Source organism: Piscinibacterium candidicorallinum, assembly GCF_047549485.1.
In the GTDB taxonomy this organism is placed as follows: Bacteria; Pseudomonadota; Gammaproteobacteria; order Burkholderiales; family Burkholderiaceae_C; genus Piscinibacterium; species Piscinibacterium candidicorallinum.
In genome coordinates, this window is record NZ_CP180191.1 from 2,428,075 (window position 1) to 2,451,096 (window position 23,022).

The following is a 23,022-nucleotide window of genomic DNA, read 5'->3' on the forward strand; positions in this document are numbered from 1 at the left end:
GTCTATGGAGATAGCCTGTCGCTTGTCTCGACCGGAAATCACCCGAACGGGGTACCGACGGCTCTATGGCGCAGCCTGCGATACCTTCCGTTGCAATTGCTGATACGCCGCATGGTGCCCGTGCAGCGCGCCGAGACGGATGAGCTAACCCGCTTCTTTTGGTGCGGGCTCAATCAACCAGTCAGCCATGAGCTGCGCCCAGATAGCGTGCCCAGTCCTCCATCAGCGCCACGCGCTTCTCCAGCAAGTCACCTCGGCGATACGCCGCCTCAGCCTTGTTCTTGATGGTGTGCGCCAGCGCCATTTCCGCTACTTCGTGCGAATGGGATGTGCACTCGGCCGCCCAGTCACGAAACGTGGACCGGAATCCATGCACTGTGGCGTCCACACCCAATCGCTTGAGCACAGCGCCCAGCGTGGCATCGGAAAGCTCCTTGCCTCGGGGCGAGAAAAACACCAAGTCGGAATCCGTCAGCCGCGGAACCGCCTTGAGCAGCTCGATCGCCGAAGTCGAAAGCGGCACGCGATGCTCGCGCCCTGCCTTCATGCGCTCAGCAGGAATCGTCCACAGCGCGGCATCGAGATCCAGCTCGGCCCAACGTGCGCCACGAACTTCTCCGCTGCGCGTCGCCGTGAGGATGCAGAACGCAAGTGCCTGAGCGCCCATACCCTCGGTCGCCCGGACTCGCGCATACACCGCGGGGGCATCGTTGATCGGCACCGCACTGAAACTTTCCGTGCGCGCAACCTTCGCTGGCGCAGGCAGCACGGCATCCAAGTGCCCCCGCCAGCGTGCTGGATTCAGCCCCGTGCGGTAGCCACGTACCGTGGCCCAGGACAAGACCTGCTCGATTCGGCCGCGCAGTCGGCTGGCCGTCTCAGTCTTCGTCCGCCAGATCGGCTCAAGCACCTTCAGGATGTGGGGCAGCTCGATCTCTTCAACCCGCATGCGGCCGATCACCGGGTAGGCGTATGCCGAAAGCGTATTGCCCCACTGCTGCGCATGCTTGGCGTTCTTCCAACCCGCGGCGTGCGCTTCGATGTACATGCGACAGCAGGCCTCGAAATCCATGGCACGCGCCTGGTCGGCGATGAGCCGCTGCTTGGCCATGCGACGCTGCTCTACAGGGTCGATCCCTGACGCGATCTGTTCGCGCAAGCGGCGGGCGCTTTCCCGAGCATCTTGAAGCGTGACGTCAGGGAAGCCACCCAAGCCAATGTCACGACGGGCGGCGCCTACGACGGTGCGTAGGATCCATGAGCGCGCGCCCGACCCCGTGACCTGCAGAGCGAGGCCAGCCACGCCGCCAACAAAGTGCAAGCCCGGCTGAATAAGCCGACGCACCTCAAGCGCTGAGAGTTCACGCGCCTTGCGCGGCATGAGTTTGGCGGAGGAATTTCATGCCCATCATCCTACCCATCACAATGAAAGCGATCAAGCGAAATGACATGAAATCTCGCGACCAAACAAAAGCGTTCAAAATCAATAACTTGAGGCATCACTTGATTCATAGAGAAATTCTATGAAACGCCGAAATGGGGGACGCCCTCTCCGCCAGCGGAAAAATGCCACCGAAAGGTGGCTTTTTTTCGCCCGCGGAGAGGAGCAAAGCCCCTGCGGGCTTTGCGCGCGAGATTCGAAAGGCACGGCTTGCAAGCCGTGCCGAGGTCGAGGAGCCGGATGCAGAGCCGGCGAGGTGACGGGATCCCGCTGGCGGCACCGCAACGCCCGACTCCGGCCTACAGTTCGGCCATGACGCTCGCCGAACTCGTCAAGCACTGCTTCACCAAAGCGCGCAGCAAGCGCCCTGCGCCGGGCGCAGACCTTCGGGCCTACGCGAGGGCGTGCAGCGCGCCGGCACTGCGGCCTTCAGAGGTCGCGCCGCACTTCCAGGTCTTGCATGGCGCGGGCGGTCGGCCGGTCGGGATCATCAGCTCGGCCGAGGATTCGATCGCCGGCTACGACACACTGCGCTACGCGCGCATCCGTGTGGCTGCGCCCTACGAGACACCGCTGCCGGACTGGCCGCCGGTAGGCGGTGCAGACGCCCCCTCGACGAGCGCGAAGCCCGCAGCTAGCGCAGGTTCTTCGCCTTGCGCACTTCGTCCATCTTTCGGCGAATCTCCGGCAACAGACGGGTGGCGGCAATCTCGCCGGCCAGCACCACCTGGTTGCGCGCATTGAAGTCCGCGGCCGAGACCTGATCGATCTCGGGGCGGATCACCACATCGGCATGCTGGCGCAGCTCGGCAGCCTTCAATCCAAGGCCCATGATGGCGATCGTCTGATTCAGTGTCGCAGCCAGTCCGTCGACTTCGCCACGGCGCGGCAGCGCCGAGATATCCACGGCGATGACGAAATCCGCACCCAGTTGCCGCGCAGCCAGCGCCGGCACCGGGCTCACTAGGCCGCCATCCACATAGTCTGCATTGCCGATTCGGACCGGCGAGAACACGCCGGGGATGCTGCTTGACGCGCGCACGGCCTGGCCGGCGTTGCCCCGGGTGAAGGGCACGGCGGCACCGGTGCTGAAGTCCGCCGCCACGGCCGCGAAGGGCTTGGCGAACTGCTCCATGGGCCGGTTGGCGACCAGCCGGTTCACGAACGCCTGCAGCGCCTCGCCGCGCAGCATGCCGCGGCCGGTGATGCTCCAGTCCGCCAGGGTGGCCTCGTCCATGGTCATGGCGGCCTGCTGCAGCGCGAAGCCGTTCATGCCGCTGGCGTAGAGCGCGCCGACCAGGCTGCCGGCGCTGGTGCCGGCAACCACATCGACCTGAATGCCCTGAGCCTCCAGCACCTTGATCACGCCGATATGCGCAAAGCCGCGTGCTGCACCGCCGCCCAGTGCGAGGCCCAGGCGCATGGCGCGGGCTGGCGGCGGGGGCGCGACGGGTGCCGGCACGACTGCAGGCGGCGCGGGTGGTGGGGGCGGCGGTTCCACCGGTGGGCGCGGCGTCGTGCAACCGGCCCCCAGGGCGAGCAAGGGTGCAAGGCTCGCAGCCAGCAGCAGGCCGCCTGTGCGGCGCCGCGCAGGGTCGATCGCGGCGGGGTTGGTCTGGGTGGTGTCTGCCGCGAGGGGGTCGCGCGGCTCAGGCAAGGAAGGCGCGTTGTGCATGGGTGGGCATGATATGGCCTGCTGCGCACCCCGCTTGCACCGTGCCTCAGGGCGTGCAGGTCCATCACCTGCCGGCTCGCTCAGCGCCACGATGCGGCGTCAGTGACGGCCTCGTCGAACCGAGGCACGGGTCTGCTCGATGCCGCGCAGCGGCCGGGCTGCGGGGTGCGCGCTCGGTCAGTTCGACTCGCCCAAACGCCCGCGTGACGCAGATCAAGTGCCCCCACGCACTCTGGTGGCATAATTACAAGTGAGAATCGTTCTCGTTTATATTTGCATTTGTGGATTGCCCGCCGGACTAAAGCAGGCGGCCAGTTGAAGTCGCGAGACCCGCTTGGCCACCCCTTCCGGAGCCGCACCGCCACAGTCGCCGATTGATTCGGACCACGCGGCTTGCCGCGAACCTTTCCTTGAACCTCGACGCCACCATGAAACTGCTCTCCTCAATTGCCCTCGCCGCCGCTGTTGCCGCCACCCTGGGCAGCGCCCTGCCCGCTCAGGCCCAGGAGCGTGTGCTCAACCTGTATTCCGCCCGCCACTATCAGACGGACGAAGCGCTCTACACCAACTTCACCAAGGCCACCGGCATCAGGATCAACCGCATCGAGATGGGCGACGAACCTCTGCTCGAGCGCCTGCGCACGGAAGGCGCGGCCTCCCCGGCTGACGTGGTGCTTCTTGTGGATGCCGCGCGCCTGTGGCGTGCGCAGCAGGACGGTCTGTTCGCACCTGTGCAGAGCAAGGTACTGATGGACCGCATCCCGGCCGATCTCCGCGCACCGGACAACACCTGGTTCGCATTCTCCAGCCGAGCTCGCGTGATTGCGTACGACAAGTCCAAGGTCAAGCCCAGCGACATCGACACCTACGAAAAGCTCGCCGCGCCCGGCAACAAGGGCAAGATCTGCATCCGCTCGGGCAGCCACCCCTACAACCTGTCGCTCTTCGGCAGCGAGCTGGAACGCCGCGGCGAAGCTGCAACCACCAGCTGGCTCAAGGGCATCGTGGACAACATGGCGCGCGCACCCAAGGGCGGCGACACGGACCAGATCCGCGCCGTGGCCTCGGGTGAGTGCCAGATCGCCGTGACCAACACCTACTACTTCGTGCGCCTGATGAAGAGCACCAAGCCCGAGGACCGCGAGCTGGTGCAGAAGGTCGGCCTGATCTTCCCGAACCAGGCGACCAGCGGCACGCACATGAACATTTCCGGCGGTGCCATGGCGCGCAACGCCAAGAACCGTGCCGAAGCCCAGGCCTTCCTGGAGTATCTGGCCAGCGACGAGGCTCAGGCCTATTTCGCCAACGGCAATAACGAGTGGCCGGTGGTGGCCAGCGCCAAGGCCGCCAATCCGGAACTCGCGTCGCTGGGTGACTTCAAGCGCGAGCGTCTGTCGATCGCCACCATCGGCCGTCAGGCCTCGGCAGCGCAGCGTCTGCTCGATCGCGTCGGCTTCCGCTGATCGACAGAGCGGCGCAGCGCCATCACGCGCGTGTGCATGACCAACGGCCAAATCGAGGTGAATCTGCCTCAATTTGGCCGTTTTTAGCTTTTATTCACGAGCCAAGAATGCCTCTTTCCGCATCATTTCTGCGGATAGCGGCATATCGGCCACTAGCCGTTTTCGCGTCCGAAATTGACGCAATATGGAGCGGGTCAACCGCTGCCCTTGCCGCAGCTCAGGCGTTGAAGACCCCGGTGGACAGATAGCGGTCACCGCGGTCGCAAACGATGAAAACGATCGTCGCATCGCGCACCTCGGCCGCCACGCGCAGCGCCACGCACAGCGCGCCAGCCGCGGAGATGCCGCAGAAGATGCCCTCGCTGGCCGCCATGCGCCGCGCCATGGCCTCGGCCTCGGTCTGGCTGACGTACTCCAGCCGATCAACCCTGGCCGGCTCATAGATCTTCGGCAGATACGCTTCCGGCCACTTGCGGATGCCGGGGATGCGCGAGCCATCCTCCGGCTGCGCGCCGACGATCTGCACCGCCGGGTTCTGCTGCTTCAAGTAGGTCGACACGCCGGTGATCGTGCCAGTCGTCCCCATCGCGCTCACAAAATGCGTGATCCGCCCGCCCGTCTGCTGCCAGATCTCCGGGCCGGTGCCTTCGATGTGCGCAAGCGGATTGTCCGGGTTGGCGAACTGGTCGAGTACACGGCCCTTGCCTTCGCGCTGCATGCGCTCGGCCAGATCACGCGCGAACTCCATGCCCTTGCTCACACCGTCGCCAGCGGCGGGCGTCAGAATCAGCTCGGCGCCGTAGGCTGTCATTGCCGCGCGGCGCTCCACGCTCAGGTCGTCGGGCATGATCAGGATCATGCGGTAGCCCTTGATGGCAGCCGCCATCGCCAGGGCAATACCGGTGTTGCCGCTGGTGGCCTCGATCAGCGTGTCGCCGGGCTTGATGTCACCGCGCGCCTCGGCGCGGCTGATCATCGACATCGCCGGCCGGTCTTTCACCGAGCCTGCCGGGTTGTTGCCCTCCAGCTTGCCCAGGATCACGTTGCCGCGTGGCGTGCCCAACTCGCCCGGAATGCGCTGCAGGCGCACGAGCGGCGTGTGGCCGATGGTTTGTTCGATGGTGGGGTACTGCGGCTCGGGGCGGGTCATGGGGAAATCGTATCCGAGCTGAACCGCGCGGCTGGCCGATGCGCCCGAAGAAGCCCCAAAAGAGAAAGGGCCACACACCCTGCCGGGTGGCGGCCCTGTATTGGCTCGCCCCGCGCAGCAGAAAGGCGCGGCGCGGAGTTCACATCACTTCTTCTCGTCTTTCTTGGCTTCGGGCTTGTCGGTCTTCTTTGCGTCCTTGCTCGCTTCGGCAGCGGCCTTGGGCAGCACGGGACCGCCTGCAGGCGCTGCAGCCTTCGGCGCATCCTTGGCAGCTGGCGCAGCCGGCTTGGGCAACACCGGGCCGCCGGGGGTAGCCGTTGCCTTGGGCATGTCCTTGGCAGCCGGGGCCGCGCTGGTGGAAGCTGCGGCCGGGGCGACGGCCGCAGACGCCGCCTTGGCCGCAGGGGCAGGTGCTGGCGTAGGGGCAGGCATCGTCTTGGCCGCCGGGGCGGCTGCGCTCGCCGCCTTCGCCGGGGCGCCGGCGTAGGACTTGCCGCCCACGGTCAGGCCGCCTTCGCTCATGGTGACAATGGTCTTGTCGCCCACGCCATCCACGCGGGCACGGAAGTCGGCCCAGTCCTTGAACGGAGCCTTCCTGCGCTCCTTGATGATGTTCTTGGAAATCGCCGGGCCGATGCCCTTGACGGAGTCCAGCTCCGCTGCGGTGGCGGTGTTCACGTCCACCGCGGCCCAGGCCAGATTGATGCTCGCGAGCAGGGCGAGCAATGCGAATACCAGTTTCTTCAGCATGAGAGTCCCTCCGTGGCTGCGGTGCAGTCCGCTTTGACGAAACGGCATTCTGCGCCGGCGCGTTGACCCCGGCGCCGTTTCAATTGTGAAGCGATGTGAGCCTGCAGCTGCTCGCGGCGGCGCCCCAGCTGCTCCGTGCGCTCAGGGGCCGACGGGGCTGGCCGCATAGGGCAGCGTGTCCCATTGCTTGCAGCCGGGGCACTGCCAGAAGAAGCGCTGCGCACGGAAACCGCAGTTGCGGCACTCGTGGCGCTTCTGGCTGCGCAGCATGCCGTTCATCATCTGCGTGATGTGGGCCAGATCCTCGTCGCCATCGCCCTGCATGGTCGCGCGCAGGCGAAGCAGCGCATGGGCCTGTGACAGGCGTGGCAGGCGCTGCAAGGCCACGCGGGCAAACTCGAGCGCCGCGCTCATCGACCCCGCCGCCTCAAGGCGCTTGATGATCACGGCAGCAAGCGCGTCATTGGGCGACGCGTCGAACCAGCTGCGCAGCTGCGCATCCAGCGGCCGCTGGCCCGGTGCGCTGAAGGCCACGTGCTGCGCCGCATCGATGTAGGCCTCCACGATCTGCGGCGCAAACTCCGGATGCTCGGCGAGGGTCTGGTCGGCCAGCTCGACGATCCGCGCCCAGGCCTGCTCGGCCGCGGCGATGCCGATCTCGATCTGAACGATGCGCAGCAGCGCGGCATCGGCAGTGCGCGCGCGAGCCAGCTGCTCGCGCGCGTCCTTGAGGTCCTTGCGCTCGATGGCCGCCTCGGCCAGCTCACAGTACAGGTGCGCGATCGTGCGTGACTTGGTGGGCGTGTCCGCGCCGCTGCGCCGCAGGGCGTCGATGCTGAGCTGCCATTCACTCTGCAGCTGATAGACCTCGGCCAGAAAACCCGCCGCTTGATCGGCATGCGGTGTGTCGGCCAGGGACTTGAAGGCCGACTCGGCGCGGTCCAGCAGGCCGGCGCGCAGGTAGTCCTGGGCGAGTGCGAACAAGGCTTGGTCGCGGAATTCGACCGGCAGATCGGCGCGCTCGAGCAGATTGCGATGCAGACGGATGGCGCGCTCCATCTCGCCGCGGCGGCGGAACAGGTTGCCCAACGCAAAGTGGAGCTCGATGGTCTCCGGGTCGAGCTTGACGACCTCGATGAAGGCCTCGATGGCGCGATCCGGCTGCTCGTTGAGCAGGAAGTTCAGGCCGTTGAAGTAGGAGCGCGGCAGGCGCGCAGATTCACTCAGCAGCTCCTTCAAATCAAAGCCACGCGCGATCCAGCCCAGGCCGAAGATGACGGGAATGGCCAGCAGCCACCAGGTGTCCATGGAGCGTGTTCTTCAGTTCAGCTGAGCGTGGAAGGTCATCAGGCCCCGGCGCGCTGCGCGTCGTCGTCAGGGCGGGCGCTCGCGCTGGTTGCAGCGCTGCGCAGGCTGTCGGTCGAAACCGCGGGTTGCGCGTCGCGTGTAGCGCCTCGTGCAGCATGCAACTCGCGGTTCAGGCGGAACAGACGCGGCGCCGTGGCCAGCAGTGCCGTGAGCACGCCCGCACCGAATGCGATCAGCACGATCACGATCAGCGGCGCGGTCAGGCTAGCGGTTTCAGTCAAGCGTAGCGTGGCGGTATCGGAATTCTTCAGCGCCACCCAGAACATGAACAGGAACACGGCCACCCAAAGGGCGTTGGTCAGCAACCTGAGCATGGGCGCTCCGTGGACAGGACGACGGCGGACTCGCAAGCTTTGCGCATGGGCGGCATTCTAGGCGCAGGCCCAGTGCCTCACGCACCGCGCCGGAACCAAAACAAACGGGCCACACATCGTGCAGCCCGTGGACATCTTGAGAGCTTGTGAGCGACCTTCATCGTGTCGCGGCGGTGCTCAGGCCGCCTTGGCGGTTTCGTCGGGATCCTCATCGCCTTCGCGATGGTCGACCAGCGCGCGCAGGTCCTTGCCGGGCTTGAAGTGCGGTACGCGCTTCTCAGGCACCACGACCTTCTCGCCACTCTTGGGATTGCGGCCGGTGCGGGCCGGGCGGACATTGAGCGAGAAGCTGCCGAAGCCGCGGATCTCGATGCGCTGTCCCTGCGCCAGCGTGGCGCTCATGGCGTCGAGAATGGTCTTGACCGCGTACTCGGCGTCCCGCGTGGAAAGCTGCGGATAGCGCTGTGCGAGCGCGGCAATCAGTTCGGACTTGGTCAGGTTCTGCTGGGGCATGGAGCGCCGAAGAGGAAGATGACGTTCGACCCGGAATCGGTAGAGCCAGGATCTGGATCACCGGGGCGCCCTGGCGGGCACCCCGGCTTCAGTCACAGGCTGTTCGGTTCAGCTTGGGGGCTGGCCTTGCGGCTTAGCCCTTGTTGCTGTCGAGCTTGGCCTTGAGCAGCGCACCGAGGTTGGTGGTGCCGGTGGCCTTTTCTTCCTGCTTGGACATGAAGTCCGCCGTTTCGGCGCTGTCCTTGGCCTTGATCGACAACTGGATCGAACGGTTCTTGCGGTCGATGTTGATGATCATGGCTTCGACAGCGTCGCCCACCTTCAGGCGGGTACTGGCGTCTTCCACGCGATCGCGGGAGATTTCGCTGGCGCGCAGATAGCCCTCGACATCATCGGACAGGGCAATCACGGCACCCTTGGCTTCAACACTCTTGACGGTGCCATTCACCAGTGCACCCTTGTCATTGACCGAGGCGTAGTTGTTGAACGGGTCGCCTTCCAGCTGCTTGACGCCCAGGCTGATGCGCTCGCGCTCGGTATCGATGGCCAGAACAACGGCTTCGAGTTCGTCGCCCTTCTTGAACTTGCGGACGGCTTCCTCGCCCGTGTCGGTCCACGACAGGTCGGACAGGTGCACCAGACCGTCGATGCCGCCGGGCAGGCCGATGAACACGCCGAAGTCGGTGATCGACTTGATCGCGCCCTTGACCTTGTCACCGCGCTTGTACAGCGCAGAGAACTCTTCCCACGGGTTGGCGCGGCACTGCTTCATGCCCAGGCTGATGCGGCGACGGTCTTCGTCGATCTCCAGCACCATGACTTCGGTCTCGTCGCCCAGCGACACGACCTTCTTGGGGTCCACGTTCTTGTTGGTCCAGTCCATTTCGGAGACGTGCACCAGACCTTCGATGCCGTCTTCGATCTCGACGAAGGAGCCGTAGTCGGTCAGGTTGGTGACCTTGCCGAACAGGCGGGTGCCCACCGGGTAGCGGCGTGCCACGCCGGTCCAGGGATCGTCGCCCATCTGCTTGACGCCCAGGGAGACGCGATTCTTCTCCTGGTCGAACTTGAGGATCTTGGCGGTGATTTCCTGACCCACGGTAACCACTTCGCTGGGGTGGCGCACACGCTTCCAGGCCAGGTCGGTGATGTGCAGCAGGCCGTCGATGCCGCCGAGGTCCACGAACGCACCGTACTCGGTGATGTTCTTGACCACGCCCTTGACGATGGAGCCTTCCTTCAGGGTCTCCATCAGCTTGGCGCGCTCTTCGCCCATCGTGGCTTCGACCACGGCACGGCGGCTCAGCACCACGTTGTTGCGCTTGCGGTCCAGCTTGATGACCTTGAACTCGAGGGTCTTGCCCTCGTAGGGGGTCGTGTCCTTGACCGGGCGGGTATCGACCAGCGAACCGGGCAGGAAGGCGCGGATGCCATTGGTCATGACGGTCAGACCGCCCTTGACCTTGCCGGTCACGGTGCCGGAGACCAGGTCGCCGGAATCCAGCGCACGCTCCAGGCTGACCCATGCGGCCAGGCGCTTGGCGCGGTCACGCGACAGGATGGTGTCGCCATAGCCGTTTTCCAGGGCATCAATGGCGACGGTGACGAAATCGCCGATCGCGACTTCGACTTCACCGGCGTCATTGAAGAATTCTTCGACGGGGATGAAGGCTTCAGACTTCAGGCCCGCGTTCACGACCACGAAATTCTGGTCGAGACGGACCACCTCGGCGGTGACCACTTCACCGGCGCGCATGTCAGCGCGCTTGAGGGATTCTTCAAACAGGGCGGCAAAGGATTCGCCGCCAGTGGCAACTTGAGCTTCAGACATTGGGGAACTTTCAATCTCGCCGCGTCCGATCAGAAGTGGACAGGCGGCGGTGTTGATCAACACGGCCAACGGGCGTCGGCCGCACCTTCTTCCGCAAACCTGTGAATGCGGTCACGGAAGCCTTCCAGTATAGCCGGAAAGCGCTTTGTTTTCAGAGAGTTAGCTTGGGCGCAGGTCCGATTGACCGACGCTGTCGGCCATTCAAAGAAGAGTTGCGCCTCAGGCAACGCGCGCGGTCGCCAGCCAGCCGCGCATGAGCGCTGTTTCGCGCCCCTCGATCACGTCCAGAAAGGCCTTGGGCGAGGGCAGCTTCTTGAACGCAACTAGGCCCTGCACGAGGAAGGTATGCAGCCGCTGAAGACCAGCCGCCTTGGCAGGCAGCTCCATCATCTTTACGGTGGGCATGATGAGCGGCAGCTTCACCGCCTGCGCCAGCAGCTCGCCGCAGCGGCGCGTCAGGTCGATCTGGCGCTGTCGGTCCGCCGCCCGGCCCATGCTGGCGTAGGCGGTGCCGTAGTTCGCCTCTGTCAGTGGCAGGCGCAGGCGGACGAGCGTGCGCACCATCTCCACATCCAGTTCGGCAGAGAGCAGATCCAGACTGACGGCGTCTCCGATCGCCTGCAGCGCCACCTCGGGCAGCAGCTTGGCCAGTGTGGGCACGATGCGCTGCACATCGGCGTCACGCTGCGCCGCCTGATCCGCCGGGCAGTAGAGCTGCTCCAGAAAGAAGCGGCCAGCCGGTTCGGTGGCGGGATCGGCCAGCTGGTCTGCATAGGTTTGTGCCAGACGCGCGCGCTGCCAGCTCTGTAGTTGCGTCAGCGACGCAGCCAGTTCGCCCTCGGCCACGCGCAGTTGTTGCAACGCAGCAAGCTCATTCAGCAGACGGGATTGCCACTCGGCGCGCCAGGCTTTGCTCATGGATGCATTTTAGTGAACACCCGGTACGTCGAGTGCACCGAACCCACCCGCCGCAAGCTGCGCTTGGCAATGACTTTTGCTGCGCCGCGTAGTGACGCACCTCTAGGAAAGCCAGTCTGCGCGCCTGCGGCACCCTGCAAGAATCGGCCGCATGAATCGCAGACGTTTTCTGGCGGTGGGCGCAGGCAGCGCCGCGCTGCTGGCGGCCGGGGGCTGGTGGTGGAGCACCCAGAGCGGCCAACCCAAGCGCGCCGCGCTGCAGACCCCGGCCGCGCGCGTGCTGATCACCGCTTTGATCCCGGCCGTCGTCGGCCAACCAGACGGCAAGCCGCTGGCGGGTGCCGAACTGGCCGCTGCCGCCGACCGCATGCTCGCGACCATGGCCGGGTTGCCGCTGAGCGCACAGGACGAACTGGGTGAACTCTTTGGCCTGCTGGACAACAGCGCCTTCCGGCGTCTGGCCGCGGGCATCAGCACGCCCTGGGAGCAGGCCACGCCCGAGGCGCTTGCGCAGTTTCTGCAGAGCTGGCGCACGCACTCCCTGAGCCTGCTGCAGGTCGGCTACCACGCCCTGCACGATCTGGCGGCGGGCAGCTTCTATGCCGACCCGTCCACCTGGGGCCCCACCGGCTACCCCGGTCCGCACATCCAATTCTCCTGAGTACAGCCATGGTGCAGTTGCCTGATCCGATCCGAGAGGGTCTTGAACGCGGCTGGAAGGTCGTGAACGCGCCCGCGGCGCAGCCGGATGTGCGCTGCGATGTCCTGATCATCGGCACCGGTGCCGGCGGCGGGATTGCCGCCGAACTGATGAGCAAGGCCGGGCTGGACGTGGTCCTGCTCGAGGAAGGCATGCTCAAGAGCAGCCGCGACTTCAAGATGCGCGAGGCCGACGCCTACCCGCAGCTCTATCAGGAGTCAGCCGCGCGCAAGACCAAGGACAAGGGCATCAACATCCTGCAGGGCCGCACGGTGGGCGGCTCCACCACGGTCAACTGGACCAGCAGCTTTCGTACGCCCCACCCCACCTTGGCCTACTGGAACGAGAAGTTCGGCCTGGCCGACTACACACCCGAAAAGCTCGTGCCCTTCTTCCTGGAAGCCGAGCAGCGCCTGAACGTCAGTGCCTGGCTCACGCCGCCCAACGAGAACAACGACCTCTTGCGCCGCGGCGCGGCCAAGCTGGGCATACCCGCCGCCGCCATCCTGCGCAATGTGCGCAACTGCTGGAACCTGGGCTACTGCGGCATGGGCTGCCCCACGAACGCCAAGCAGTCCATGCTGGTAAGCACGATTCCGGTCGCAATGGACAAGGGCGCGCGCCTGTTCACACGCTGCCAGGCCAAGCAGCTTGAGCTGGCAGACGGCAAGATCAAGAGCGTGCTGGTGCAGCCGCTCGATGCGCCAGGCCTGGCCCCCGACGGCAACCCCTTCCGCATCACTGCGAAGCATGTGATTCTTTCGGGCGGTGCGATCAACAGCCCCGCGCTCCTGATGCGCTCCAAGGCGCCGGACCCGCACGGCACCCTAGGCCGCCGCACCTTCCTGCACCCGGTGGTGATTTCCTCGGCCCTGATGGATCAGAAGGTCGAAGGATTCATGGGCGCGCCGCAGACCATCTACACCGACCACTTCCTGGACACCCAGCCGATCGACGGGCCGATGGGCTTCAAGCTCGAAGCACCGCCCCTGCATCCGGTGCTGTTTGCCTCCACGGTGCACGGCTTCGGCAGCATGCACGCCGACATCATGGGCAAGTTCGATCGCACCCATGCGCTGCTGGCGCTGATGCGTGACGGCTTCCATCCGGACAGCCCCGGTGGCCGCGTGGAGCTGCGCAGTGACGGCAGCCCGGTGCTGGACTATCCGCTCAACGACTATCTCTTTGCCGCCGCGCGCCGCGCCTTTCTGGCCATGGCCGAGATCCAGTTCGCCGCGGGCGCCAAGACCGTCTACCCGGTTCATGAGCAGGCCGGCGGCTACACCAGCTGGGGCCAGGCCAAGGCGGCAATCGAGACCCTGCCGATGAAGCCGCTGCTCACGCGCGTGGTGTCCGCCCACGTCATGGGCGGCTGCGGCCTCGCGGCGGACGCCAAGCGCGGCGTCACGCGGCCCGACGGCCGGCACTGGCAGATCGAGAACCTGTCGATCTTCGACGGATCGCTCTTCCCGACCTCGATCGGCGCCAACCCGCAGCTCTCGATCTACGGCATCGTCACCAAGCTGGGCGAGGCGCTGGCCGAGCAGCTCAGCGGCAAGAAGGTCTCGCTCGTCTGATGAGCGAGGCCGCGCCGCCGCAGCCCGAGGCGCACGCTGTGCAGCGCCCTCGCGGCTGGGCACCCGGCGCATGGCTGCGGGCCACGATGCTCGCCTACATCAGCTGTGCGGCGCTGCTTGCAGCATGGCGCTGGGACGGCTCGTCTGCGCTGCTGGCCTGGGCGCTGATACTCGCCGCCTGGTTTCCCATCCATCTCTGCATCAATGCCGGCGGCCTGCTGCTGGCTCGGTCGAGCGAGCGGCTGGCGTTTGCGGCGTGGTGGCGCTGCGTGCTGGGCGAATGGCGCAGCTCGGTGCGCATCTTCCTGCTGGATCAGCCCTGGCTGACATGGCGCAGTCAGCCGCAGCCCCTCGCCCCGCAGGCGGGCACTGCGCCGGTGCTTCTGCTGCACGGTTACTTCTGCAACGAGGCGCTGTGGTTTCACCTGCAGAAGCGCCTGGCTGCACAGGGCATCGTGAGCCGCGCCGTGAGCCTGAGCCCGGCCATGGCTTCGATTGATGATCTCGTCCCGCAGGTTGCCGAGGCTGTGGACACTCTGCGCGCCGAAACGGGCGCTGCGCAGGTCGCAATCCTTGCGCACAGCATGGGCGGGCTGGTGGCCCGCGCCTACCTGCGCATCCATGGGCCGGCGGCGGTCGCCCAGCTCATCACGATCGGCTCGCCGCACCAGGGCACGAAGCACGCGCGCCTCGGTCTGGGGCGCAACGCGCGACAGATGGAGCTGAACAACCCCTGGCTGACGGCGCTCGCGGCGCATGAGGCCACTCACCCGCTGCCGCCGACGACCGTGATCCTGTCACGGCACGACAACGTGGTCGCGCCGCAGGATGATCAGACCCTGCCCGGCGCGGAGACCCTGCGCTTCTCGCGGCTGGGGCACCTGGCGCTGCTGGACGATGCGCGGGTGCAGGCCACGGTGTTGCTGCTGCTCAGCCCCGCAGAGACTCTGCAAAAATAGTTATTTTCGGCCACAAAATAACAAGAAAGGCGAAAAGCCGCTTTCCGCTTGATCTGCGAGGATCTTCAGCTGTTTTCTGCCAAAAAGAACACCGGTTTCAAATAATTTCGGTCATTTTCTTGGAAACTCGACCGAAAACTACCGTACCGCGGCCCTACAGCGCCTGCGAAACGTCGGCCCAGAGGTCTTCCACGTACTCCAGGCCCACCGACAGGCGCACCAGACCCTCGCAGATGCCGGCGGCGTCGCGCGCCTCCTGCGTCAGCCGCGCGTGGGTGGTGGTGGCCGGGTGGGTGATGGTGGTGCGTGTGTCACCGAGGTTGCCGGTGATGCTGCAAACCTTGACGGCATCAATCACCCGCCAGGCGTGATCGCGCCCGCCGGTCACTTCGAAGCTCAGCAGCGCGCCGCCGCTGCCGTTCTGCATGCGCATGGCAAGTTGGTGCTGCGGGTGGGTGGGCAAGCCGGGGTAGTTGACGACCTTCACGCCGGGGTGGGCGGCCAGGCGCTCGGCCAGCAGCTGCGCATTGCGGCTTTGCTTTTCCATGCGCGCGGAGAGCGTCTCCATGCTCTTGAGCAGCAGCCAGGCATTGAAGGCCGAGAGCGCCGGGCCGGCCGTGCGCATATAGGGGATGAATTTCTCCTCGATGAGCTGCTTGCGCGCGAGGATGGCGCCGGCCAGCACGCGGCCCTGCCCCTCCAGGAACTTTGTGGCCGAGTGCAGCACGATGCTCGCGCCGAACTCCGCCGGCCGCTGCAGCGCGGGGGTGCAGAAGCAGTTGTCGACGATGAGTTCCGCGCCCACGCTGCGTGCGATCTCCGCCAGTGCGGCCACATCCGCCACTTCCAGCAGCGGGTTCGACGGCGTCTCCACGTACAGGAACTTCGTCCTGGGCGTGACCGCGGCGCGCCAGGCATCCAGATCGTTCTGGCCGACGAAGGTGGTGCTCACGCCAAAGCGTGCCATCAGCTGCGCGAACAGGTTGTAGGTGGAGCCGAACAGGCTGCGGCTCGACACGATGTGGTCACCTTGGGCGCACAGGGCCATGGCGCAGGCCAGGATGGCGCTCATGCCGGTGGCGGTGGCCACACCGGCTTCCATGCGCTCCATGGCAGCCAGGCGCTGCTCGAACATGGCCACCGTGGGGTTGGTGAAGCGCGAGTACACCGGCCCGGCTTCCTCGCCCTTGAAGCGGGCCGCGGCCTGCGCGGCGTTCTCGTAGGTGAAGCTGCTGGTGAGAAACAGGGCCTCGGAGTGCTCGCCAAACTGCGAGCGCTGCGTGGCCGCACGAACGGCAATGGTGTCGGGGTGCCAGGCGGACGGATCGGCCGGCTTGGTGGAATCAGTCATGGGTTGCGCCCTTCCCTGCGCGGGCCGCCGTGCCACGACACCGGGGCACTCAGGCCTTGCGGGCGCGCTCGATTTCGGCGGCGATCTCGCTCAATTCCACCACATGCACTCCGGGCGCCACGCCCACGAGCCGCTGGGCTGCCCATTTCGCCAGCGCAGCCGAGGTCACGGGCGCGTGCTGCGGCTGCATCATGCGGAACTGGCGCAGGTAGCTCGCGACCAGCCGCCTGAAGGCGCTTGCGCCGGCCGATGCGGCGTCGCGCTCCGGGCGAATCAGCAGCAGGCTCGAGAGCGGCAGGCGCGCCAGGGCCAGATCGAGGTCGCTCTCCAGCTGGCCGCGGATGGCTGCGGGCCGATGCGCCCAGCCCGCCACGGGAATGATGACCGCCAAGCGCTGCACGCCAGCCTCAATCAGACGCTGAGCGTGGGCGAGCACGTCGTCCGGACCGAGCGGCAAATACACCTTGTCACGCCCGTTGGCGACACGCTGGGTCGGGTCTTGCAACGTGCCGCCATCGCTCACGACCAGCACGGCGTCTGTGGGTGCGGCGTCGCGCCAATGGTCGGTGGTGACGGGGCGGATCTTGTCTTCGGTGCTCGGCAGCTCGGTGGTCACGGCCACCGCCACCTGCGCAAACTCCATGCGCGCGAGCAGCGCATGCAGCACCGCATCACCCAGCAGGCCCTTTGCCCCCACCAGTGCCACCACGCGGCGCGTGCCGCTTGAGGCAGGCGGCGGGCGATGGTGGGCGGCGAGCGCGTCCTGCAGGGAACTCATCGCTCAGGCCCGCGAGCGAGGCTCAATCCCCACCGCCGGCATAGCCGACGTTGTGCATCAGGCCGCCACCCTTCTCGGCCTTGGGCGCGTTGCGCGAGGCTTCCAGGCGGTCGAGGTAGGCCATGTCGATGTCGCCGGTGATGTACTGACCATCAAAGCAGCTGGCGTCGAACTGGGTGATCTTCGGGTTCAGGCCCGTCAGCACGGCCTTCAGGTCTGCGAGGTCCTGATACACCAGCGCATCGGCGCCGATCTCGCGGGCCACTTCCTCGTCGGTGCGGGTGGAGGCGATCAGTTCGCTGCGCGTGGGCATGTCGATGCCGTACACGTTCGGAAAGCGCACGGGGGGCGCAGCGCTCGCAAAGAACACCTTCTTGGCGCCGGATTCACGCGCCATGTCGACGATCTCGCGGCTGGTCGTCCCGCGCACGATGGAGTCGTCCACCAGCAGCACGTTCTTGCCGGCAAACTCCTCGCGGATGGCGTTGAGCTTCTGGCGCACGCTGCGCTTGCGGGTGTTCTGCCCCGGCATGATGAAGGTGCGGCCGATGTAGCGGTTCTTGATGAAGCCTTCGCGGAAGGGCAGGTTCAGCTTCATCGCGAGCTGCATGGCACTGGGACGGGAGGAGTCCGGGATCGGCATGACCACATCGATCTCGCTCACGTCCAGCGTGCGCGCCACCTTCGTGGCAAGCGTCTCGCCCATCTTCAGGCGGCTCTCATAGACCGAGATGCCGTTCATCGTGCTGTCGGGCCGCGCAAAGTAGATGTACTCGAAAACGCAGGGCGCAAGGATCGGGCTCTCGGCGCACTGGGCGAACTTGATGTTGTTGTCCAGATCGATGGTCACACACTCGCCGGGCTCGACATCGCGCAGCACGTGATAGCCCATGGCTTCAAGAGTCACGCTCTCGCTGGCCACCATGTATTCGCGGCCATCGGGCGTGTCCACCTGGCCGATGGTCAGCGGGCGGATGCCGTAGGGGTCGCGGAATGCCACCAGCCCGAAGCCGGCGATGGTGGCCACCACGGCGTAGCTGCCCTTGACGCGCTTATGCAGGGCACGCACCGCGGCAAAGATGCTGTGCTCATCCAGGCTCAGGCCCCGCGCGGCGTTGCCCAGCTCGTTGGCGAACACGTTCAGCAGCACTTCGGAGTCGCTGCCGGTGTTGATGTGCCGGCGGTCGATGCGGAACATCTCCTCGCCCAGCTGCTCAGCATTGGTCAGGTTGCCGTTGTGTGCCAGTGCAATGCCGAAGGGCGCATTCACGTAGAAGGGCTGCGCTTCCTCTTCGCTTGAGGCCGAGCCGGCCGTGGGGTAGCGGCACTGGCCGATGCCCATGTGCCCCGGCAGGGCGCGCATGTTGCGCGTGCGGAAGACGTCCCGCACCAGGCCGTTGCCCTTGTACATGGAGAAGGCGTTGCCCTGCAGGGTGGCAATCCCCGCGGCGTCCTGACCCCGGTGCTGCAGCAGCAGCAACGAGTCGTAGAGCAACTGGTTGACCGGGCTTTTGGCCACTGCACCGACGATGCCACACATGAGAGCGATCCCCTGGGTTGTTGACCCGAAATAGCCTGCTAGAACTTGATGTACTTCGCCATTTCAGCCGGTAATGCCGGCTTGATGGTCTGAATAGAGAGAACAATCCACGGCGTGGTGTACGCATGCTTCCAGGCCGGATCTTCGGGCAGGCGCGTCAACCCCGCCACCACAGCCAGCGCCATCACGATCACACAGCCCCGCGCCAGCCCAAACAGCCCGCCCAGACCACGGTCTGCCAGCTTCAGGCCGGCTGCCGTAATGGCCTTGTCCACGAGCCAGATCAATACGGCGCCGATGATGCGTGTGGCCACCAGCACCACGATGAAGCCGAGCGCGATGCGCCAGATCGGCCCTTCCACGCTCGCCGGCAGCCAGTCTGCCGCCGTGGTGGCAAAGGCCAGCGCCAGCACAAAGCTCGCCACCCAGGCCACAAGACTCAGGATCTCGCGCATCAGGCCGCGGATCACGCTGACGATGACCGAGGCCAGCAGGATGAACAGAACAGCGGCGTCAACCAGCGTGAACTTCATCTGGGGCTTCTGGGGGGCGATTGGCAAGTGCGAGGCAACGACGATCAATTGGCAATGCGCGGGCTCAGACCTTCGAGGCTGAGCTTGGCAATGGCCTTCTTCGCGGCGTCTTCATTGGCCACGGCAAAGCGCACTCGGGTGATCTCGCCCTTGCTGGTCTCCACGGCCTCGCGGTAGGGCACAAAACCGGCCTTGCGCACCTGCGCCTCCACGGCCTTGATCTTGTCTTCGGTCTGGAATGCACCGGCCTGAACGATGATCTTGCCAGCCGCGGGCTTGGTGTTTGCCTTGGGTTCGGCCTTGGCGGCCGGCTTCGACTCAGCCTTTGGTTCAGGCTTCGGCTCCGGCTTGGCCTCGACCTTGGGCGCCGCCTTCTCGGCGGGCTTCGCAGCGGGCGAATCCCCCTTGGCGGGCGTGGCTTCCGCCTTGGGGGCAGCGACCTCGGCCTTGGGCGGGGCCGGCTCGGCCTTGTGGGCCGCAGCGTCAGGCTTCGCCGCATCCGTCTTGGCGGGGGCTTCGGCCACGGCGGCTTCTGTGGCGCTGGCCGCGGGCTTGCCTGCATCCGCCTTGGTGTCTGCCTTGGATTCGGCCTTCGCGCCATCGACCTGCATGGGCGGCGTGTAGCTGCTGGTCTTGGGCGGGATCTGGATGTTGACGTCGTCCGCCCAGGGCTTGGGTTTGGTGTCCAGCACCAGGGGCACGGCCACGGCGGCAGTGAGGGCCAGCACCACGGCGCCGATCAGGCGGCGGCGGGCGCGCTGCTTGAGCGCGGCGGCCGGATCGGCCGGTGGAAGGTTGCCTGCGGACGAGCCCGCGGCGGATGCATCGGCAGAACGTTTGAACAGGGGCATCAGGGACCGCAGGTTCGGGGATGGACCACCCGAGCCGCGGCGCCTCGCACCCCGGCTCAGGCCCGCTTCAAGGCAGTGAGTGCAGCACCCACCGTGTAGAAGGAACCAAAGACCACGATTCTATCGTTCTCACTCGCGCCGGTTTGGGCTGCGGCCAGGGCCGATGCCGGATCGGCAAAGGTCTCGATGCGGCAGTCCTTGCCCGCCACGATGCCCGCAGCCGCGAGCTTCTCGGCCAGCTGCGCGGCGCTGGCCGCGCGCGGCGTGGGCAGGTCGGTCAGCAGCCAGTGGTCGATTCGGCCCTTGAGCTTCTCGATCACGCCATCCACATCCTTGTCAGCCATGGAGCCGAACACCGCCCAGGTGTAGGGAAAGAAACCCATGTTGTCGAGGTTGGCGGCCAGCACGCCGCTGGCATGCGGGTTGTGCGCCACGTCCAGGATGATGGCCGGCTTGCCCGGCAGCACCTGGAAGCGCCCGGGCAGCTCGGCCGTGAGCAGGCCCATGCGCACGGCGCTTTGCGTGACCGGAATGCGGTCCTTGAGCGCGTCGAGTGCCGCCAGCGCGGCACTCGCGTTGAGCAGCTGGTTGGCGCCGCGCAGGCCGGGATAGGCCATGGCATTGCGCCGTGCGCCGCGCCCGGCCCAGTTCCACTGGTTCTTGTCGCCGGAATAGTTGAAGTCCCGCCCGAAGAGCCAGAGGTCTGCGCCGATTTCCTGGGCGTAGTCCACCAGGCGCTGCGGCGGCACGGGGTCGCCGCAGATGGCAGTGCGGCCGGCGCGGTAGATGTGCGCCTTTTCCCAGCCGATGTGCTCGCGAGTGGGGCCCAGATACTCCATGTGGTCCAGATCCACGCTGGTGACGATCGCCACGTCCGCGTCGATCAGGTTCACCGCATCCAGCCGCCCGCCCATGCCCACTTCCAGCACCACGGCGTCCGGCTTGCAGTCCATGAACCACAGGAAGCAGGCGAGCGTCGTGTATTCGAAGTAGGTGAGGCTCACCTCGCCCTTGGTAGCGTCTGTGCGCGCGGCCTCAATGTGCTCGAACGCCGCCACCAACGCCGCGTCCGGCACAAACTCCTGCGCAAAGCGCGCCCGCTCGTTGAAGCGCACCAGATGCGGCGAGGTGTACAGCGCCACCCGGAACCCGGCCTGGGTGAGGATGGACTCCAGAAACGTGCAGGTCGAGCCCTTGCCGTTGGTGCCGCCCACGGTGATTACCGGACAGTCAAAGCGAATGTTCAAGCGCTGCGCCACCTCGCGCACACGCTCCAGGGTCATGTCGATGGTCTTGGGATGCAGGCGCTCGATGCGCGAGAGCCAGTCTGCCAGCGCGGGGGATTCATTCATGGCGCGGGAGTTTAAGAGTGCTCTACGGCGGCGGAGGGCCGCATGGCCGTTCCCGCTTGGTACATGCGGGTTTCCAAGGGATGTGACTGGAGACGCTTGCCGGATGCGGGTTTTCAGGCGGAGGCCTTGAAGAACCGCATGGGACAAATGAAAACGGGCAGCCTGCTGTCGCACACTGCCCGTTCGGCACCTGCCGATGAATCGGCTACTGCGTGCGTATCAAGCCACCGCTTCCGCCGCCTGCCGCGTCAGCAGCGCGAGCAGCTGGGCGATCTCGGTGCGCATCTCGCGGCGGTCGACGATCATGTCGATGGCGCCCTTCTCCAGCAGGAACTCGGCGCGCTGGAAGCCTTCGGGCAGCTTTTCGCGCACGGTCTGTTCGATCACGCGGGGGCCGGCAAAGCCGATCAGGGCCTTGGGCTCGGCAATCACCACGTCGCCCATGAAGGCGAAGCTGGCGGACACGCCGCCCATCGTGGGGTCGGTCAGCACGCTGATGAAGGGCAGCTTCTTCTCGGCCAGCTTGGTGATCATGGCCGTGGTCTTGGCCATCTGCATCAGGGAGAGCAGGCCTTCCTGCATGCGGGCGCCGCCGGTGGCGGTGATGCAGATGAAGGGGGTCTTCTGTTCCAGCGCGGTCTGGGCGCCGCGGGCAAAGCGCTCGCCCACCACGGAGCCCATCGATCCGCCCATGAACTCGAACTCGAAGCAGGCCACCACCACCGGAATAGTGTGGATGGCGCCGCCCAGCACGACCATGGCGTCGGTCTCGCCGGTGGCGTCCATGGCTTCCTTGAGGCGATCCGGGTACTTCTTGCTGTCCTTGAACTTGAGGCTGTCGACCGGCATGACCTCCTGGCCGATCTCGTAGCGGCCCTCGGCGTCCAGCAGGGCGTCCAGGCGCTCGCGGGCGCGGATGCGCAGGTGGTGGCTGCACTTGGGGCAGACGTGTTGGTTGGCCTGCAGGTCGGCGCTGTAGAGCACGGTTTCACAGCTGGGGCACTTGACCCAGAGACCTTCGGGCACGCTCTTGCGGGTGGCCGGGTCGGTCGTCTTGATGCGGGGGGGCAGGAGTTTGTCGATCCAGCTCATTGGGTTGGTTGGGCTCGGTTAGAGCTCAGACTCCAGAATCAAGCGAAGCGCGAATCGTAGCCAAGAACGCCTCCGCTGCGGCGATTGCATCCGATGCACGCGCTGCACCGCCCGCCTCTTCCATGAGCTGGATGATGCGGCTGCCGATGACCACCGCGTCTGCCGTGCGCGCCACGGCCCGGGCGCTTTCAGCGTCGCGGATGCCAAAGCCCACGCCCACCGGTACGCGTGCCTTTGCCTGAATTTCCGGCAATTTGCCAGCCACTTGCTGGGCGTTGAGCGTGGATGCACCCGTCACGCCGGTCAGCGAAACGTAATAGATATAGCCGCGCGCCTTGGCCACCACGGCCGCAATACGGTCTGCGGTGGAGGTGGGCGCGAGCAGGAAGATGGGGGCCAGACCGGCTGCGGTGAGCGTGGCGGCGTAGTCGTCGGCCTCCTCGGGCGGGTAATCCACCACCAGCACGCCGTCCACACCGGCCTCACGCGCCGCGGCAGCAAAGGCGCTCAAGCCCATGCGCTCGATGGGGTTGGCGTAGCCCATCAGCACGACGGGCGTGGCGCCGCCCTCGGCGCGGAACTGCGCCACCCAGGCCAGCACCTGTTTCAGACCAACGCCCCTGGCCAGCGCACGCTCACTGGAGCGCTGAATCACCGGGCCGTCGGCCATGGGGTCCGAGAAGGGCACACCGAGCTCGATCACGTCGGCCCCGGCGCGGGCCAGGGTGTGCAGCAGCGGCACGGTGGATTCGGGCGCCGGATCGCCTGCGGTGAAGAACGGAATCAGGCCCTTGCGGCCGGCGGCCTTGAGCGCGGCAAAGCGCGCGTCGATGCGCTGAATCCCCGAAAGAGCAACAGTCTCAGTC

The 23,022-nt window shown here is 66.2% G+C and carries 21 protein-coding genes and 1 pseudogene; 4 read left to right on the forward strand and 18 right to left on the reverse strand.

Translation table 11 applies throughout. The features are described from left to right. Window positions 1-181: 181 nt before the first annotated feature. The 3 genes and pseudogenes from ACMDW7_RS11010 to ACMDW7_RS11020 all read right to left on the reverse strand — a co-directional run bounded on the left by ACMDW7_RS11010 (window position 182) and on the right by ACMDW7_RS11020 (window position 3,116). Window positions 182-1,111 carry a tyrosine-type recombinase/integrase gene (locus tag ACMDW7_RS11010; RefSeq protein ID WP_377302505.1) on the reverse strand — a complete coding sequence of 310 codons (930 nt, stop codon included), beginning with the start codon at window positions 1,109-1,111 and terminating at the stop codon, window positions 182-184. 12 nt (window positions 1,112-1,123) lie between these two features. After that, window positions 1,124-1,381, reverse strand: a pseudogene (locus tag ACMDW7_RS11015) (Arm DNA-binding domain-containing protein); the annotation flags it as partial. Window positions 1,382-2,075: 694 nt separating this feature from the next. Beyond that, window positions 2,076-3,116, reverse strand: a complete 1,041-nt coding sequence (locus ACMDW7_RS11020) for a patatin-like phospholipase family protein (protein ID WP_377300702.1) — start codon at window positions 3,114-3,116, stop codon at window positions 2,076-2,078. Between the two features lie 428 nt (window positions 3,117-3,544). Between ACMDW7_RS11020 and ACMDW7_RS11025 the strand changes: the two genes are divergently transcribed. Beyond that, window positions 3,545-4,579 (forward strand): extracellular solute-binding protein, encoded by a 1,035-nt coding sequence (locus tag ACMDW7_RS11025; RefSeq protein ID WP_377300701.1) that lies wholly within the window; start codon window positions 3,545-3,547, stop codon window positions 4,577-4,579. Window positions 4,580-4,796: 217 nt separating this feature from the next. Here ACMDW7_RS11025 and cysM read toward each other — a convergent pair whose 3' ends face one another. From cysM to ACMDW7_RS11060, 7 genes are all read right to left on the reverse strand, one after another. Beyond that, window positions 4,797-5,729, reverse strand: coding sequence for a cysteine synthase CysM (gene cysM / locus ACMDW7_RS11030; RefSeq protein WP_377300700.1), 933 nt, complete (start codon window positions 5,727-5,729; stop codon window positions 4,797-4,799). Window positions 5,730-5,873: 144 nt separating this feature from the next. Beyond that, a complete protein-coding gene (locus tag ACMDW7_RS11035) occupies window positions 5,874-6,479 on the reverse strand; it encodes a ComEA family DNA-binding protein (RefSeq protein WP_377300699.1) in 606 nt (201 codons plus the stop codon). 141 nt (window positions 6,480-6,620) lie between these two features. Further along, entirely contained in the window at window positions 6,621-7,787 is a 1,167-nt protein-coding gene (locus ACMDW7_RS11040) for a lipopolysaccharide assembly protein LapB (protein WP_377300698.1), read from the reverse strand. 38 nt (window positions 7,788-7,825) lie between these two features. Further along, window positions 7,826-8,161, reverse strand: coding sequence for a lipopolysaccharide assembly protein LapA domain-containing protein (locus ACMDW7_RS11045; protein ID WP_377300697.1), 336 nt, complete (start codon window positions 8,159-8,161; stop codon window positions 7,826-7,828). A 177-nt stretch (window positions 8,162-8,338) separates the two neighbouring features. After that, window positions 8,339-8,659, reverse strand: a complete 321-nt coding sequence (locus ACMDW7_RS11050) for an integration host factor subunit beta (RefSeq protein ID WP_377302503.1) — start codon at window positions 8,657-8,659, stop codon at window positions 8,339-8,341. A 148-nt stretch (window positions 8,660-8,807) separates the two neighbouring features. Continuing rightward, on the reverse strand, window positions 8,808-10,505 hold the full coding sequence (gene rpsA, locus ACMDW7_RS11055; RefSeq protein ID WP_377300696.1) for a 30S ribosomal protein S1: 1,698 nt from the start codon (window positions 10,503-10,505) through the stop codon (window positions 8,808-8,810). Window positions 10,506-10,724: 219 nt separating this feature from the next. After that, window positions 10,725-11,423, reverse strand: a complete 699-nt coding sequence (locus tag ACMDW7_RS11060) for an FFLEELY motif protein (protein ID WP_377300695.1) — start codon at window positions 11,421-11,423, stop codon at window positions 10,725-10,727. A gap of 151 nt (window positions 11,424-11,574) precedes the next feature. Here ACMDW7_RS11060 and ACMDW7_RS11065 point away from each other — a divergent pair, with 151 nt between their 5' ends. From ACMDW7_RS11065 to ACMDW7_RS11075, 3 genes are read left to right on the forward strand one after another with little or no spacing between them, the layout of a single operon-like run. Further along, on the forward strand, window positions 11,575-12,084 hold the full coding sequence (locus tag ACMDW7_RS11065) for a hypothetical protein (protein WP_377300694.1): 510 nt from the start codon (window positions 11,575-11,577) through the stop codon (window positions 12,082-12,084). Between the two features lie 8 nt (window positions 12,085-12,092). Beyond that, complete coding sequence (locus ACMDW7_RS11070; protein WP_377300693.1) at window positions 12,093-13,700, forward strand: GMC family oxidoreductase N-terminal domain-containing protein; 1,608 nt, start codon at window positions 12,093-12,095, stop codon at window positions 13,698-13,700. Then, window positions 13,700-14,659 (forward strand): lipase family alpha/beta hydrolase, encoded by a 960-nt coding sequence (locus ACMDW7_RS11075; protein WP_377300692.1) that lies wholly within the window; start codon window positions 13,700-13,702, stop codon window positions 14,657-14,659. The genes ACMDW7_RS11070 and ACMDW7_RS11075 overlap by 1 nt, the downstream gene beginning before the upstream one ends. A gap of 154 nt (window positions 14,660-14,813) precedes the next feature. On the opposite strand, the gene ACMDW7_RS11080 is transcribed toward ACMDW7_RS11075, so the two are convergent. The 8 genes from ACMDW7_RS11080 to trpA all read right to left on the reverse strand — a co-directional run bounded on the left by ACMDW7_RS11080 (window position 14,814) and on the right by trpA (window position 22,997). After that, window positions 14,814-16,010 carry an O-succinylhomoserine sulfhydrylase gene (locus ACMDW7_RS11080; protein ID WP_377300691.1) on the reverse strand — a complete coding sequence of 399 codons (1,197 nt, stop codon included), beginning with the start codon at window positions 16,008-16,010 and terminating at the stop codon, window positions 14,814-14,816. Between the two features lie 49 nt (window positions 16,011-16,059). Then, window positions 16,060-16,788 carry a hypothetical protein gene (locus ACMDW7_RS11085; RefSeq protein ID WP_377300690.1) on the reverse strand — a complete coding sequence of 243 codons (729 nt, stop codon included), beginning with the start codon at window positions 16,786-16,788 and terminating at the stop codon, window positions 16,060-16,062. Window positions 16,789-16,810: 22 nt separating this feature from the next. Continuing rightward, window positions 16,811-18,328, reverse strand: coding sequence for an amidophosphoribosyltransferase (purF, locus tag ACMDW7_RS11090; RefSeq protein ID WP_377300689.1), 1,518 nt, complete (start codon window positions 18,326-18,328; stop codon window positions 16,811-16,813). Between the two features lie 38 nt (window positions 18,329-18,366). Further along, window positions 18,367-18,861, reverse strand: a complete 495-nt coding sequence (locus ACMDW7_RS11095; protein ID WP_377300688.1) for a CvpA family protein — start codon at window positions 18,859-18,861, stop codon at window positions 18,367-18,369. A gap of 44 nt (window positions 18,862-18,905) precedes the next feature. Continuing rightward, on the reverse strand, window positions 18,906-19,712 hold the full coding sequence (locus ACMDW7_RS11100) for an SPOR domain-containing protein (protein WP_377300687.1): 807 nt from the start codon (window positions 19,710-19,712) through the stop codon (window positions 18,906-18,908). Window positions 19,713-19,768: 56 nt separating this feature from the next. Further along, window positions 19,769-21,064: a bifunctional tetrahydrofolate synthase/dihydrofolate synthase gene (gene folC / locus ACMDW7_RS11105; RefSeq protein ID WP_377300686.1), complete on the reverse strand. Its 1,296-nt coding sequence runs from the start codon at window positions 21,062-21,064 to the stop codon at window positions 19,769-19,771. A 219-nt stretch (window positions 21,065-21,283) separates the two neighbouring features. Continuing rightward, window positions 21,284-22,156 carry an acetyl-CoA carboxylase, carboxyltransferase subunit beta gene (accD, locus tag ACMDW7_RS11110; RefSeq protein WP_377300685.1) on the reverse strand — a complete coding sequence of 291 codons (873 nt, stop codon included), beginning with the start codon at window positions 22,154-22,156 and terminating at the stop codon, window positions 21,284-21,286. Between the two features lie 25 nt (window positions 22,157-22,181). Continuing rightward, complete coding sequence (trpA, locus tag ACMDW7_RS11115) at window positions 22,182-22,997, reverse strand: tryptophan synthase subunit alpha (RefSeq protein ID WP_377302501.1); 816 nt, start codon at window positions 22,995-22,997, stop codon at window positions 22,182-22,184. Window positions 22,998-23,022 lie beyond the last annotated feature (25 nt).

Bases quoted from the DNA above. Each gene is read 5' to 3' on its own strand.
- ACMDW7_RS11085 (WP_377300690.1), bottom strand. From the start codon at position 16,788: ATGAGTTCCCTGCAGGACGCGCTCGCCGCCCACCATCGCCCGCCGCCT.
- ACMDW7_RS11065 (WP_377300694.1), top strand. From the start codon at position 11,575: ATGAATCGCAGACGTTTTCTGGCGGTGGGCGCAGGCAGCGCCGCGCTG.
- ACMDW7_RS11100 (WP_377300687.1), bottom strand. From the start codon at position 19,712: ATGCCCCTGTTCAAACGTTCTGCCGATGCATCCGCCGCGGGCTCGTCC.
- purF (WP_377300689.1), bottom strand. From the start codon at position 18,328: ATGTGTGGCATCGTCGGTGCAGTGGCCAAAAGCCCGGTCAACCAGTTG.
- ACMDW7_RS11045 (WP_377300697.1), bottom strand. From the start codon at position 8,161: ATGCTCAGGTTGCTGACCAACGCCCTTTGGGTGGCCGTGTTCCTGTTC.
- ACMDW7_RS11040 (WP_377300698.1), bottom strand. From the start codon at position 7,787: ATGGACACCTGGTGGCTGCTGGCCATTCCCGTCATCTTCGGCCTGGGC.
- ACMDW7_RS11025 (WP_377300701.1), top strand. From the start codon at position 3,545: ATGAAACTGCTCTCCTCAATTGCCCTCGCCGCCGCTGTTGCCGCCACC.
- ACMDW7_RS11035 (WP_377300699.1), bottom strand. From the start codon at position 6,479: ATGCTGAAGAAACTGGTATTCGCATTGCTCGCCCTGCTCGCGAGCATC.
- folC (WP_377300686.1), bottom strand. From the start codon at position 21,064: ATGAATGAATCCCCCGCGCTGGCAGACTGGCTCTCGCGCATCGAGCGC.
- ACMDW7_RS11010 (WP_377302505.1), bottom strand. From the start codon at position 1,111: ATGGCCAAGCAGCGGCTCATCGCCGACCAGGCGCGTGCCATGGATTTC.
- ACMDW7_RS11060 (WP_377300695.1), bottom strand. From the start codon at position 11,423: ATGAGCAAAGCCTGGCGCGCCGAGTGGCAATCCCGTCTGCTGAATGAG.
- ACMDW7_RS11080 (WP_377300691.1), bottom strand. From the start codon at position 16,010: ATGACTGATTCCACCAAGCCGGCCGATCCGTCCGCCTGGCACCCCGAC.
- rpsA (WP_377300696.1), bottom strand. From the start codon at position 10,505: ATGTCTGAAGCTCAAGTTGCCACTGGCGGCGAATCCTTTGCCGCCCTG.
- ACMDW7_RS11095 (WP_377300688.1), bottom strand. From the start codon at position 18,861: ATGAAGTTCACGCTGGTTGACGCCGCTGTTCTGTTCATCCTGCTGGCC.
- accD (WP_377300685.1), bottom strand. From the start codon at position 22,156: ATGAGCTGGATCGACAAACTCCTGCCCCCCCGCATCAAGACGACCGAC.
- ACMDW7_RS11020 (WP_377300702.1), bottom strand. From the start codon at position 3,116: ATGCACAACGCGCCTTCCTTGCCTGAGCCGCGCGACCCCCTCGCGGCA.
- ACMDW7_RS11075 (WP_377300692.1), top strand. From the start codon at position 13,700: ATGAGCGAGGCCGCGCCGCCGCAGCCCGAGGCGCACGCTGTGCAGCGC.
- cysM (WP_377300700.1), bottom strand. From the start codon at position 5,729: ATGACCCGCCCCGAGCCGCAGTACCCCACCATCGAACAAACCATCGGC.
- ACMDW7_RS11070 (WP_377300693.1), top strand. From the start codon at position 12,093: ATGGTGCAGTTGCCTGATCCGATCCGAGAGGGTCTTGAACGCGGCTGG.